This is a genomic window from Elstera sp. (assembly GCF_044372965.1).
GTDB lineage: Bacteria > Pseudomonadota > Alphaproteobacteria > Elsterales > Elsteraceae > Elstera.
Window position 1 is genome coordinate 1 of the sequence record NZ_JBILQX010000118.1, and the last position, 11,133, is coordinate 11,133.

At 62.1% G+C, this 11,133-nt stretch carries 16 protein-coding genes and 1 pseudogene; 2 read left to right on the forward strand and 15 right to left on the reverse strand.

Features of this window, described 5'->3' with window-relative positions; all coding sequences use genetic code 11:
• The 14 genes and pseudogenes from ACIQ36_RS13905 to ACIQ36_RS13970 form a co-directional block, all read right to left on the reverse strand.
• Positions 1-396 (reverse strand): annotated as a pseudogene (locus ACIQ36_RS13905) (hypothetical protein); the annotation flags it as partial.
• Positions 393-1,019 (reverse strand): hypothetical protein, encoded by a 627-nt coding sequence (locus ACIQ36_RS13910; protein ID WP_395830270.1) that lies wholly within the window; start codon positions 1,017-1,019, stop codon positions 393-395. The gene ACIQ36_RS13910 and the pseudogene ACIQ36_RS13905, both read right to left, overlap by 4 nt.
• On the reverse strand, positions 1,016-1,459 hold the full coding sequence (locus tag ACIQ36_RS13915) for a DnaA N-terminal domain-containing protein (RefSeq protein WP_395830272.1): 444 nt from the start codon (positions 1,457-1,459) through the stop codon (positions 1,016-1,018). The genes ACIQ36_RS13910 and ACIQ36_RS13915 overlap by 4 nt, the downstream gene beginning before the upstream one ends.
• A gap of 548 nt (positions 1,460-2,007) precedes the next feature.
• Entirely contained in the window at positions 2,008-2,520 is a 513-nt protein-coding gene (locus tag ACIQ36_RS13920; protein WP_395830274.1) for a hypothetical protein, read from the reverse strand.
• Complete coding sequence (locus ACIQ36_RS13925; RefSeq protein WP_395830276.1) at positions 2,517-3,914, reverse strand: DNA cytosine methyltransferase; 1,398 nt, start codon at positions 3,912-3,914, stop codon at positions 2,517-2,519. Before ACIQ36_RS13925 ends, ACIQ36_RS13920 begins: the two co-directional genes overlap by 4 nt.
• Entirely contained in the window at positions 3,911-4,705 is a 795-nt protein-coding gene (locus ACIQ36_RS13930; RefSeq protein WP_395830278.1) for a DNA adenine methylase, read from the reverse strand. Before ACIQ36_RS13930 ends, ACIQ36_RS13925 begins: the two co-directional genes overlap by 4 nt.
• Positions 4,702-5,376, reverse strand: a complete 675-nt coding sequence (locus ACIQ36_RS13935) for a hypothetical protein (protein ID WP_395830280.1) — start codon at positions 5,374-5,376, stop codon at positions 4,702-4,704. Before ACIQ36_RS13935 ends, ACIQ36_RS13930 begins: the two co-directional genes overlap by 4 nt.
• The gene (locus tag ACIQ36_RS13940; RefSeq protein ID WP_395830282.1) at positions 5,373-5,732 is read right to left on the reverse strand and encodes a hypothetical protein; all 360 of its coding nucleotides are present in this window, start codon (positions 5,730-5,732) and stop codon (positions 5,373-5,375) included. Before ACIQ36_RS13940 ends, ACIQ36_RS13935 begins: the two co-directional genes overlap by 4 nt.
• Complete coding sequence (locus tag ACIQ36_RS13945) at positions 5,729-6,022, reverse strand: hypothetical protein (protein ID WP_395830284.1); 294 nt, start codon at positions 6,020-6,022, stop codon at positions 5,729-5,731. Before ACIQ36_RS13945 ends, ACIQ36_RS13940 begins: the two co-directional genes overlap by 4 nt.
• Positions 6,006-6,224, reverse strand: a complete 219-nt coding sequence (locus tag ACIQ36_RS13950) for a hypothetical protein (protein WP_395830286.1) — start codon at positions 6,222-6,224, stop codon at positions 6,006-6,008. The genes ACIQ36_RS13945 and ACIQ36_RS13950 overlap by 17 nt, the downstream gene beginning before the upstream one ends.
• Entirely contained in the window at positions 6,221-6,946 is a 726-nt protein-coding gene (locus ACIQ36_RS13955) for a hypothetical protein (RefSeq protein ID WP_395830288.1), read from the reverse strand. Before ACIQ36_RS13955 ends, ACIQ36_RS13950 begins: the two co-directional genes overlap by 4 nt.
• A 119-nt stretch (positions 6,947-7,065) precedes the next feature.
• On the reverse strand, positions 7,066-7,311 hold the full coding sequence (locus tag ACIQ36_RS13960) for a hypothetical protein (RefSeq protein ID WP_395830290.1): 246 nt from the start codon (positions 7,309-7,311) through the stop codon (positions 7,066-7,068).
• 8 nt (positions 7,312-7,319) lie between these two features.
• Positions 7,320-7,907 (reverse strand): hypothetical protein, encoded by a 588-nt coding sequence (locus ACIQ36_RS13965; protein WP_395830291.1) that lies wholly within the window; start codon positions 7,905-7,907, stop codon positions 7,320-7,322.
• A gap of 187 nt (positions 7,908-8,094) precedes the next feature.
• Positions 8,095-8,409 carry a hypothetical protein gene (locus tag ACIQ36_RS13970; protein ID WP_395830293.1) on the reverse strand — a complete coding sequence of 105 codons (315 nt, stop codon included), beginning with the start codon at positions 8,407-8,409 and terminating at the stop codon, positions 8,095-8,097.
• A 90-nt stretch (positions 8,410-8,499) separates the two neighbouring features.
• On the opposite strand from ACIQ36_RS13970, the gene ACIQ36_RS13975 reads away from it, so the two are divergent.
• Complete coding sequence (locus tag ACIQ36_RS13975) at positions 8,500-9,243, forward strand: S24 family peptidase (RefSeq protein ID WP_395830295.1); 744 nt, start codon at positions 8,500-8,502, stop codon at positions 9,241-9,243.
• Here the strand turns inward: ACIQ36_RS13975 and ACIQ36_RS13980 are convergent.
• Positions 9,226-10,041 carry a hypothetical protein gene (locus tag ACIQ36_RS13980; protein WP_395830297.1) on the reverse strand — a complete coding sequence of 272 codons (816 nt, stop codon included), beginning with the start codon at positions 10,039-10,041 and terminating at the stop codon, positions 9,226-9,228. The genes ACIQ36_RS13975 and ACIQ36_RS13980 overlap by 18 nt on opposite strands.
• A 136-nt stretch (positions 10,042-10,177) precedes the next feature.
• Here ACIQ36_RS13980 and ACIQ36_RS13985 point away from each other — a divergent pair.
• Positions 10,178-11,133: helix-turn-helix domain-containing protein (locus ACIQ36_RS13985; RefSeq protein WP_395830299.1), on the forward strand; the 956-nt coding region annotated here is incomplete at its 3' end.

Here is an 11,133-nt window from a genome sequence, read left to right on the forward strand (position 1 = left end):
AACCCCACCCGGCACAGATGCCTCAACCCAAGTAGGCTCCGGCGCTTCTTCCAACTCCCACACCGGCACCCCGCCCGTTTTGCCACATTCGAGCAACAGCCCAACCTGCGCATGAGACAGCGCGCCCGAACGCAACATGAGACCGATTGTAATGTGCGTCGCCTCCGCGTCCGGGTGCAGATCGGCCGCCGCGTAACCGCCGCCGTCGATTCGCGTACCGAGGACGCCTTGCCGTTCCAGCACCGCGCAACCATCGCCCGAGATGCCCGCGCCCGCGAGCCAATTCTTTTCCCGATGATCGGCCCGGCTTAGAACCAGATCGGCCCGTTGGACGCGATAGACCCACTCCAAGAAATCCTCAATCGGCATTGCCCGCTTATCGCTTGCCCCGTTCATCGCCGCTTCCTTTCCGTCTTGAGATATCCCGGCCCGAAAGCCCCCATCAACAGCGCCCGAACCCGCGCTTTCTCCGCCTCCCGTTCCGCCGCGCTGGCGGGAGCCTTCGGCGGCGGGTGCAAATCCCGGTATTGCCACTCATCGAGGTGGAGTTGCGCCAGCCGCCCCAACTCCGCATGATCCGCCGCCACCTGCTTCAGCGCCCTTGCCAGATCGGGCCGCGCCGGAAAACGCTTTGCGCCCCGCGTGAGATCATCGACCGCCTGCCCGCACACCACCGGCGGATGCTCCAACAGGAGTACGCCCAGGGATTGCTTGTAGTTTTCGGCATCGGCCAAGGAACGGTTCGGCCATGCCGTGACGATCATCGCCAAACACGCTTCTGCCGCCGCCGCCCGCTCGGTATGCGACGTGACCGCCCGAACCCGCGCCAGCGCCGCCAGAATGGCCCGGCACGCTGCCGCATCGTGCAGCCGCAGATGATCCAGCGCCCGCCCGCCCGCACCCACAGCACGCGGCGGCACGGTAAGCGTGGCAATCGCCGCCCGAACTGCCGCGAGCCCCGCCGCCGTTGGCGCAACGATGGGATGATCGCCCGCCAGCGCCGAATAAACCCCGCTCATGGTTTAGCCCCTTTCGCTTCGAAGACGAGTTTCCAGGCAGGATCGAGCTTGTCCCGAAAGCGGGTTTCAGCTTCCTGCCGGGCAAAGGCCGATGGCATCAGAAGGACCACGCCCGCCCCTTCCTGCCGCGCCCGCACCCCGGCAAACCACGCCCGGAAGGCGGTAGCGCCCACCCGGCGGTACAGGTCGGCAAGGATGGGGTCGCCGGGCACGTCCACCGTTGCCGGGCCGGGCGTGGACGGCGCAGGCGCAGGAGCAGCCGCCGCCCGATGCTCAAGCCCGCGCTTGCACCACAGCACCCACACGCTATGCCAGTCTTCCTTGAGGGCTTTGGACCCGGCGAGCGCCCAATGGTGCAGGGCGAAGGCTTGTGCCTCCCGGTCAATCTCAGCCTCCGAAAGCCCTTCGAAAGCCGCATCCATCGCCCAAGCTTCCGGCAAGCACCAATCCTTCGGCAGCCGAGTGCCCCGCCGCGAACCCCTTTCGGGCTTAGGGGGGATATCATCAGCCCGAAGGGATGATGATGGGGGTTTATCTGGAGTCTGGTGTCTAGCTTCTAGCGTCTGGGTCTTAACCTCGGGGTTATCCCCTGGGTTATCATCGGGGTTATCCGATGCCGAATTTTCCCTTTTTTTACAAAGTTTTGGATTACCCCCGGTTTTCCCGTTTTTCTCGGCAACTACGGCTTTTTTTTCATCACGGACCATTCTGCGGGAGTAAATGACGCGCTTGCTATTGGCCGAGAACACCCCCGCCGCTTGCAGTTCGCCGAGCAACTCGGTGATCTGGTCGGGGCTGGAGCCTGTCGAATTGGCAAGCTGGGTCACCGTCACCGCCGTTCCGTTGACGAGAAGATAGCCGCGTGGTTTGGCGTTATGCATCACAGAGAGCATGTGTATCCAAAGGCCACGCGCTGCGAGAGAAACGGTTGCAAGTTGAAAATCCCCAAGCCAATCGCCGGGGTAGAATTTGAACCAGGGATACCGGCTCATCGGGCAAACTCCTGCACTGCCGCCCGAAGCTCCTGCACCGCCGCGTCATACAGAAACGCCGGGCAGCCGCAAGCCTGGGCAATCACGGCCTGCGGCAGGTGTTTAGGGTGGATTTCCGGCAAGGCCGTAACCCCGTGCGCCGTTTCGGTAATGTCGAACCAAATCGCCACGCCCGGCTCCAGACGAATAAGGCGCGGGCCGGTGCGGCCCACCAGCAGCAAGGCCGGATCGCCCCGCGCCCACAGCACGAACGTCCAAATCATCCCTTGATGGAACGGATAGAACGCCCCGCCGCGCCGCTGATCGGATAGCCGATCCGTATGAACCGGCACCGGCCCGGTAATGCGCCCCAGGTCGAAGGTTTCCGAAACCCGCTGAAGCTCGAACGGAAACGCCCGCGCCCCCGGCTTTATCCGCCGCCCTTCCCGCGCCAGCACCCCACCGGGATCGAGCGCCGCCACCGAAAACCGCCGGACGCGCCAGGGTCGGGAGGCTTCGGGCGCAGTCATGCTGCCCGCCCCCGCATCACCGCATTGATGCGCGCGCCGATCCAGCGCATGACTGGCACCGCCATTGAATTGCCTAAGGCCCGATAGCGCAGCCCATCGGGGGCAAGGCCCTTGCGCCAGGGAATTAAGGTGTAGTCGTCCGGGAAGCCCTGAAGCCGCTCGCATTCGCGCGGGGTTAGCCGGCGAACGCCGCTTTCGCCCGCGACCGCGAGATGCCCCCCCCCATTTTGGTGGCTTGTGGTGCTCGCCATTGCGCGCAGGGTGGTGAATTTATCGCCAGTCACGCCGCGCGCAGGGTCCGACGATTTACAGTCGAAGGCGATCAGCCCTTTCCAATCCCCGATATGATTAAAATCGCCGGAAGCCGTTCGCAGCGTTGGAGCCACGTCCGCAATAAACGCCTCGCTCTCGAAATCCATCCGCCCGCACGGTCCCGCGTGGGCCGTTAATGCGGGCGAAACCTCTATCGGGCCGGAGCAATTATTGCCGCCGAAGGCGACGGACTGCGGCACGCTGCGGGCTTCCAGGGTGTAAGCGAGCCCTTCCCGGAATCCGGCCCCGTCCGGCCCTGCGGCGGGATTTTCCGAAACCGCGCGTTCCTGAATGGCCCATGCGGCAATAAGGTGCCCCGCTTGGGCTTGATTATCGTCTGCGCCACACGTTCCAACACCGCTTGCAGTAAGGGCGGCAACCGTTTCCCCCGCTTTTCGGCGCGGCGCAGTATCCCGGCGCAGGCTTTTGCGCTCAAATAATACCTCGGCGGGATCGGCCCCGTTTCCAAAATCGACGACAACGAACAAACGCGCGCGTTGTTGGGCGAGGTCGAAATATTGAGCGTCGAAAACCCGCCATGCCGCCCGTGCCCGAGGCCCGGCAACCATACCGATACGCGGCCACCGTCCCTGTTTTCCTGGCGAACGCAGGGCGTCATCTGCCCCGACAAGCGCTCCCAAGAAACACCCGAAAGCATTGTCGGCATGGGAGAGGATTCCGGGGACGTTTTCCCAAAGGGCGTTTCGAAGAGCGCCAGTTGCTGCGAGGGCATGCGCCAACCTCACGAAAGAAAGGGTCAAGCCGCCGCGCGGATCGAGCATCCCCCGCCGGAGACCCGCGACGCTGAAACTCTGGCAGGGCGTTCCACCCACCAACACATCCGGCAGCGGAATACCGAACCGGCGGAAGTGACGAACCCGCAGCGCCGCCATATCGCCCCACAGTGCCACCCGACCAGGCCGAACACCGCCGCGCAGATCCGTCGCGCGCTGTTGATGGGTGAGCACCGCGCAGGGAAAGGGCTCAATTTCCGAAAACATCACAGGCTCAAAGGGTAGTGCCTCACAGGCGACTGCAAAGGCCTCGATGCCGGAACAGACGGAAAGGTAACGGAGGGTCATACCCCACCCCCAAACAGCGGTGACGGCTCGAAATTGGTGAGGATCAACTCCCCCTTTACCTGCCCACCGCCGCCCAAAACACTCACGTCATGCCGGTGCCAATCCTGCAAAATTTCGGAATAGATGGTATCGGGGTTCATGGTGAGGATGACGCGGGCGCGGCACGCGGCGAGCCGCCGGGCCAAGGCTGCATGAGTCTCTTCAGCCATCAGCACCGCATAGCGCCGCCCGACCGGCCCCGGATAGGGCGGGTCGGCAAACAGCAGCGACCCCGGCACGTCATAGTCATCGATCAACCGCAGCGCATCGACCTCGCGGATGCACACCCCGCGCAAGCGCTCTGCCACAGCCGCCAACCTTTGGGGCAGGCGCGACCAAGTGATTTCCGGCGCGGTGGTTTGCCCCTTCGACCAGCGAAACCCGGTCTGATAACAATCCCCGCCCCGCGCTTGCCAGGACATGATGAGAAACTGCCATGCCCGCGTGATCGGGTCGGGGCTTGGTTCGGCTGCATAAATCTCCGCGAGGATCTGCTGTGAATAGGGCGTGAGTTCGAGCAGCCGATAGAGTTCGCCCGCCCCGCCGCCGCGCAACACGGCGAACAGGTTAATCACGTCGCGGTTGAGATCGTTAACAACCTCGCGTGGATGCCGGGGCTTTTTAAGCGTGACGATGCCGGACCCGCAGAACAGGTCCACCCAGGTTTCCACCCCCGGCGGAATGAGCCGGTAAATCGCGGGGCACAGCTTTTCTTTGCTGCCGTAATAATTGAGCGGGCGTTGCAAGGTCATCGCACCAGCCCCCCTTCGCAGATCAAATCATACCGCCCCGCACCCCATTCGTGACGCCGATCCCAAACAACGAACAAGCCCCCGACCGGCGGAGAACCCTGCCCGGTAAAATCGACCCGAAATGTGGTTTGCAGCAGCCGGGACGGCCGCAGATCACGCCATAACCCACACCGATTATCGGCATTCCAGAAGGACTGCTTGAGCAGCATCGCCAGATATTCCACGCCCAGATTTATCAGGGCATGAACAGCGAATTTGATAGGCAGCGGCACCCCGTCGACATCCTCGGCATAGGGTGGATTCGTGATTAAACGCCGCACGCCCTTCGGCAGCGCCTTTGTGCGCATAAAATCAACGCCGCCCACCCCAAAGCCGGTATCGGTCCGCAGATCCGTCGAGATCACCTCGCAGCACAAAAATTCGGCCAGAACCCGGCTCATATGACCTTCGCCGCAGCAGGGCTCCAAAACAGGCCCGTCATAGGCGCGCAGATGCTCCGCCTCCGCCCGCATAAACGCCCGCGTCGCCTTAGGCTGCGTCGCGTAAAAATCGGCTGCCCGGCGCAAGTTCTGCCCAGCCTGCTGTCCGCCCGCGAGCATGGTGGCGACGGAATAGCGGGTCTGCGGCGGCAATGGCTCCCCGCCAATGGTGAGCGGCAATAGCCCGGTCATCGCCCTGCTCCCAGCGTGTCAGCGAGCAGCCGCACCCGGTACTCCACCCGCCCGCGCGGCAGCCCTAGGCGCGCAACAAGGCCCGCGATATCGCGGTTGCGCCGCCCGAACTGCGACACCGTGAGTTCGGCAATCACTTCCGCATCCTGATCGGCCTGCCATCGATGGAATTCGCCCAGGCCCTCGCGCACCTCCCGGTACAAGCCGAGGCGGTGCGCGCGCATGGTGATTCCCTTCCAATTGCGCCCCGGCAGCGCGGCCAACAGATCGGCTTGCCCGCCGCGCGGGTAAAGGCGACGCAAAATCGCATCCTCCTCTGCCGAAAAATACCGGCGCGGGGCGCGGGACGGGCTCATGATTGCCTCCGACGTTTTAGCGATGGGGCTACCGCCGCCCGCGCCCGCAGCATCATGGCTTCCCGGTGTTTGGCCCGGTCGATCAAATCGGCCTTACCGACCACCAGCGTAGCGATGCCGCCGGGGAGCACGAGTTGAAACCAGCCATCAAACTGGCCATTGGTTTTAAGCACGGTGACGCGAAACCCATCGCGCCGCAGAAATTCGGCGGCAGCCTGGGCCGCGCCGCCCGTGCCATCGGATCGGCCCGCCAGCACCGGCAGGGTTTCCGGGCTAGGGCGCGGGAGCATCGGAATCCCCCGCAAGCCCCTGTAAGCGCTTGGCCTCGCGGCCAACGCCCAAGGAATCCGCCAAGGTGAACAAAAGCTTCAACGCCGCTGCGTAGCTCAGGTGAATAAGCGCCCCTTGCAGGCCGTCGCGCAAATCGAGCCGCAGATAAACGCCGCCTTCGGGCGGGTCGACCTCGGACACCGTGAGAAAATCGCCAGTCATGGGGCACCGCCTTCGTTGGCGATGAGGGCGCGGATAGCGGTCGCAACATCTTGTGCCGCGACCCTATCCAAGCCGCTGAATGCCTGGGCGCGTCCATCAGCGACCTTCGCCGCCTCTTCCAACACCTCCCGCCGGGCATATTTATTGTGCCGTCTCTCTAAAGAGAGTGCCAATCTGTTCAATTCAAGGCGCGCTTCTGAAGCTATCCGCTCGGCAAAAACCTCTTGAACTAGTGTCGCCGCTTTGATCCGCGCCTTCTTGGGAATGCGGGTAGTGATGCGGCTGATAAATTCAGCTTGCACTTCTGAAGAGAAGATCGGCCAAACGTCACCATCGTCCGCAAATTGCGATGCGTCTTTGGCGGAAGCCGCACATTCGCCAAGCCACTCCAAAACCTCCGTCAGGGAGTATTCACCATTCGCTTTAGTTTCTGCGGCTAACTCCTCAAGAAGCTCGCGCCGGGCTTTTGCGTGCACCTCGGCTTCGGTGCGCAAGGGCAATTCCGGGGCCGGAACGCGCTGTAGGATGCCATTGTAAATATCCCACGATATGCCGCCGCAACACCGGGCTTCTTTGGAGATAAACTCGACGACTTCACATCCGGGGTCCCGATCTAAAAGCGCGTGAGCGGTCGGCACTAGCCGCCAGCCCTCGGGAATAACCTGAGCGCTCGCGCGCGCCGCATTAAGTTTATCTGCAATCGCCTCCGGCAGTTCAGCCAAATCCGGCTTATCCCCCACCCCGGAAAGCTGGCGAATGCGCGCAATAATGCCGATGAGATTGGTGTTTTCGCCGTTGCAGGCGCAGGCCCCAGGCGCGGGGCAGCCTTGGGGTTCGAGGCTCATGCCGCAGCCCTCCCCGACCCACTGGCGAACACATCCGCCGCCGCAACCAGCACCCGGCCTTCCGATTGGCCTTCCGCATTCAGCTTCAGGCCGCAATCTATCAGCAGCCCGCAGTCCACCATCGCTTGAATTTCTGCGACAATGGCCGCGTGTTCCTCTGGCGCGCCTTGTGGGGCAAGGGAAATCACGAGCCTAGGTTCCAGCGCGCCGAGCGCGCAAAAATCGAGAATTTTGAGGCGCATAACCCCTCCTAAACGGTTTCGAGACGGCCCCGGAGGGGCGCGGATTTAACGAGGCGCACGGGTGCGGGGCGCAGCGCGTGCGGGTCGGGGCCGGTATCAAGCGCCCCCCAGGTCAGTAGCGCCGCCACCACCAGCAGCAGAACGCGGGCGCTTAGCCCCCCCGCCTGCCCGACCGCCGAACCAACCGCCGGGCGCGCCGCAGATGGGCTTGCGCCCGCCGCGCGTGCAGCCACGCCAGCAGGTAATGGCCCCACGCCCGCGCTGTGTGAAATCGACGCCAGCCCATCGGCCACTTCCCCTTGAATCATCGTGAGTTCGCGCGCCAGCCGATCCAGCCGCGCCACCAGCGGCGCTTCGCCCAGCACGGGCGCAAGCACATGGGCAGCAAAGCCTTCGCCCCACCGCTCCACCATCGCCAGCAGGTGGCGCATTTGCGGAAAATGCCCGGCCCGCCAGCTTTCCGCCGTTTTCAGCGAAACGCCGAACCAACCCGCCAGCAGCTTGGCCGGGTACGGATCAATCCAATCGGCGATCCGCTCCCCCACGGGATGCCGCCCTTGGGCTGCCGACAGAAAATCGATGGGAAACGCCCCCATAGCTTTACCCTCCCGTCATAAGGAGGATGGGGGCAGGCAACCAAAGGACGTGCATGATGACCCCTCCTAAAAAGCAACGCCCTCAAGCAGGCCAAGGGCCGATAGGGCAAACAAAAATCCACATCACCGCCGAACAGGCCGCGCGGCGGGCAGAACAGGTTTTCGGAATTCCCCGGACGGAAACGCCTCAGGCGGCAGCCGACCCCTCAACCTGTAAGCCGGGCTTACAGGTTGGATCGGGCGGATCGGATAAGTCCGGGGGTGCGGGATCGTCGAGCCCCCAACGGTCTACCCCCGGAGGCCAGGGATGCTGATCCGGCCAGTGATCGGCGAACCAGCGCTTGACTGCGAGGAAGGTATCGACCGTGCAGGTTTTCCCAGCCCGCAGCCGCCCGAACAGCCCGCCCTGGTTGACGATCAGCGTGCTAATCCGCGCTTCGGAGAGGCCGACGAGACGGCTATACTCCCGCGCCAAGGTGATGAGTTGGGTGCGGTAATCCATACCCAGGATAATTACGGATTATTATCCGCATCGTCAACGAGAAATTTACCGCATGACCCGCGTCATACGCTGCGGCATATTCGCCGCAGTATGAATACACCCGCCCCTGGCCTTGATCCGCACAATCCAAATGCCGCGCTGCTTGCGGCCATTGATGCGCGCTTAGGGGAACTCAAACTCAGCGAACGCAAAGCCTGCCTGAAAGCCGGGCTTCACCCGGACGCCATCCGCTCTATCCGGCGCGGCAGTCAGCCGAAAATCGATAAAATCGATGCGCTCGCGCTGGCCTTGGGCGTGCCGCTGGCGGTATTCCGCGATCTTGCCAGCCGAAACGCGGGCGCACCGCCACCGGCCACATCGGTTCATGACAAGGTTCCGCTTGTTGGGTTCGTTCAAGCGGGTTATTGGACAGCAGCCTATGAACTACCGCCAGAAGATCATGAGTTTTATTCACCGCCGCCGTTAAATGCGCCCCGAGGCGCAAAGATATTTGCCCTACAAGTGCGCGGCGAATCCATGAATAAAATCTACCCCGATAGTTCAATATTATTCATTGCCAGCTATCCCGATCTTGGCTTACTCCCAAATCCTGGCGATAACCTTGTGTGTTTGCGCCGATCCCCAACAACCGATGATTTTGAAGCGACGGCAAAGCAGTATGAGCTTGGCCCGGATGGTCAACATGTACTTTGGCCGCGATCCAATGACCCCGATCACCAGCAGCCGATTGTTTTACCAAACGGCCTACCTTTAGCTGAATGGGGTGATATTCCGGCTGGCAGCGCCGACACCCTAATACTTGGTAAGGTCATAGGCTCATTCAGACCCGAGTGACTGCGGCCCTTCTTTTAAAAGAGTCACAAATTGACTTTGAGATAGTTCAATCTGTTCCTGATTAATAATTTCTCCATTTAAATAAGTCTGAAGATTAATTTTTACTTGACCCGGCGATACACGCCGATCTACCGCCAGATCCGGCAGAGCTTCTACAACGCTCACCGCGAACGTCATAGCCCGCTGCTGTTCGGCCCAGGCTGCGGATTTAAGCGCCTCGCGCAGGGGCGGCGCATAGGCCACGTCGAATTCAGAAAAGCTATAAGCGGGCGGCATGCCGCGCGTCCACGCCTCAAGCTCCCGCTTGTACTTTTTACCGGTATGCGGATCAATATTCGTCACTTGCGTCTTGGTCCAAACGATATCGAGTGCATCCCGAAACGCTGCACTCACGCCAAAAAACCAACCCTCGGCATAGCCTTCAGCGTCGAACGTCACGGGTATATCGGTGGTTCGTAGCCGTTCGACAGGCCAGAACGGCGGCAATTCCGCATCTAGCGCCTGCGCAATCCAGACCATTGCCGCATCGTCTTCGGCCAAAACCTCGCCTGTCACGGGGTCAAAGATCAAGGTGAGGCGCGACGAGATGAAAGTTTTTTGCTGGGAAGCCCCCTCTTCGCGCAACCGCATGCGCACGCGGGGCGCGCCGCCAGCCGTAGTTCCCATCGATAGCTCAAATATTTTAGCGATTATACGCCGCCGCGCGCGATCCCTTGCGATGTAGTCGAGGCCAACCGTTACCGACTTCCCAGGGCTTGATAACCGCCGCTCTTCCCACATTCGCGCACCCATCGACATCGCTGCAATCTTGACGATTGCAGGCTGACAGATGTGGTTAAAAACGTCATGCGGTTAACTCTCCGCATTTTTGGATTGACGCACGGAAAATAATCCGCATAACCTAGCGCCCATCACGCCAATAGGGCCGCTCCCCATGAACCTACGCCGCTACACCTTCAAGCTTTACCCAACCGCCGCGCAGGTGCGCGTGTTGGATGCGCAGCGGCAAGCTTTGGGCGCGCTGTACAATGGCCTGCTGCAACAGCGGATCGAAGCGTATCAGCGCTGCGTGAACCCGCTGACGGGCAAGGGCAAAACCCTAACGGCCTTTGACCAGGGCAAGGAGATCACCGCCCTTCGTGCCGATGATCCGGCCTATGCCGCTTTTTCGCGCGGCACCTTGGAACAGGTGGTGAAACGCCTGGATTTGGCTTTTCAGGCGTTTTTTAAGCGCGCTAAGGCGGGGGCCGGGGCGGCAGCGGGGTTTCCGCGCTTTCAGCGGACCGCCGATTACCCGTCGATTCCGTTCCGCGAAGCGGGGCATGGCGGCTGGAAGTTTGAGCCCGGCCCAAATTTGCGCCACGGGCGCGCGCGCTTTCAGGCCGTTCCCGGCTGGATCAAGCTGCGCGGCAAACTGCCTGCTATCCCTTTGGGGTTGCGCACCTGCGAAATTCTGTTTCGGGGCGGGGCATGGTTCCTGTCCCTCGTGGTTGATTTGCCTGCCCCCGAGGCCGCGCCTGCGCGCCCGGCGGGGCATGTAGCCTTCGACCTTGTAACCAAATTCGCTGTTGTAAAACAGTCGAACGGTGGATGTCCCACCGGCCCCGAAGCCGCGTTTCATCGCGCGGTTGACGGGCGAATCTCCCTATCCTTTCCAGGGGTTAACGCACCATCGGTTCCGGCATCCCTGGATTCGTCGGGGGATGACAGGGAGGGTGTTGATTCCGCGCGCGTGCAGCAGGTTCCGGCATCCCTGGATTCGTCGGGGGATGACAGGGTGATTTGGTCGCCTGCCGTGGATGCGCCGGTTCCGGCATCCCTGGATTCGTCGGGGGATGACAGGGTGCGCATATGTTCGGTTATCCCGGTTCCGACATCCCTAGAGTCGTC

Coding starts and splice junctions, on each gene's coding strand:
- ACIQ36_RS13950 (WP_395830286.1), bottom strand. CDS start 6,224: ATGACTGGCGATTTTCTCACGGTGTCCGAGGTCGACCCGCCCGAAGGC.
- ACIQ36_RS13930 (WP_395830278.1), bottom strand. CDS start 4,705: ATGACCTTGCAACGCCCGCTCAATTATTACGGCAGCAAAGAAAAGCTG.
- ACIQ36_RS13920 (WP_395830274.1), bottom strand. CDS start 2,520: ATGACTGCGCCCGAAGCCTCCCGACCCTGGCGCGTCCGGCGGTTTTCG.
- ACIQ36_RS13910 (WP_395830270.1), bottom strand. CDS start 1,019: ATGAGCGGGGTTTATTCGGCGCTGGCGGGCGATCATCCCATCGTTGCG.
- ACIQ36_RS13970 (WP_395830293.1), bottom strand. CDS start 8,409: ATGGATTACCGCACCCAACTCATCACCTTGGCGCGGGAGTATAGCCGT.
- ACIQ36_RS13975 (WP_395830295.1), top strand. CDS start 8,500: ATGAATACACCCGCCCCTGGCCTTGATCCGCACAATCCAAATGCCGCG.
- ACIQ36_RS13980 (WP_395830297.1), bottom strand. CDS start 10,041: ATGTCGATGGGTGCGCGAATGTGGGAAGAGCGGCGGTTATCAAGCCCT.
- ACIQ36_RS13965 (WP_395830291.1), bottom strand. CDS start 7,907: ATGGGGGCGTTTCCCATCGATTTTCTGTCGGCAGCCCAAGGGCGGCAT.
- ACIQ36_RS13925 (WP_395830276.1), bottom strand. CDS start 3,914: ATGACCCTCCGTTACCTTTCCGTCTGTTCCGGCATCGAGGCCTTTGCA.
- ACIQ36_RS13945 (WP_395830284.1), bottom strand. CDS start 6,022: ATGCTCCCGCGCCCTAGCCCGGAAACCCTGCCGGTGCTGGCGGGCCGA.
- ACIQ36_RS13940 (WP_395830282.1), bottom strand. CDS start 5,732: ATGAGCCCGTCCCGCGCCCCGCGCCGGTATTTTTCGGCAGAGGAGGAT.
- ACIQ36_RS13935 (WP_395830280.1), bottom strand. CDS start 5,376: ATGACCGGGCTATTGCCGCTCACCATTGGCGGGGAGCCATTGCCGCCG.
- ACIQ36_RS13960 (WP_395830290.1), bottom strand. CDS start 7,311: ATGCGCCTCAAAATTCTCGATTTTTGCGCGCTCGGCGCGCTGGAACCT.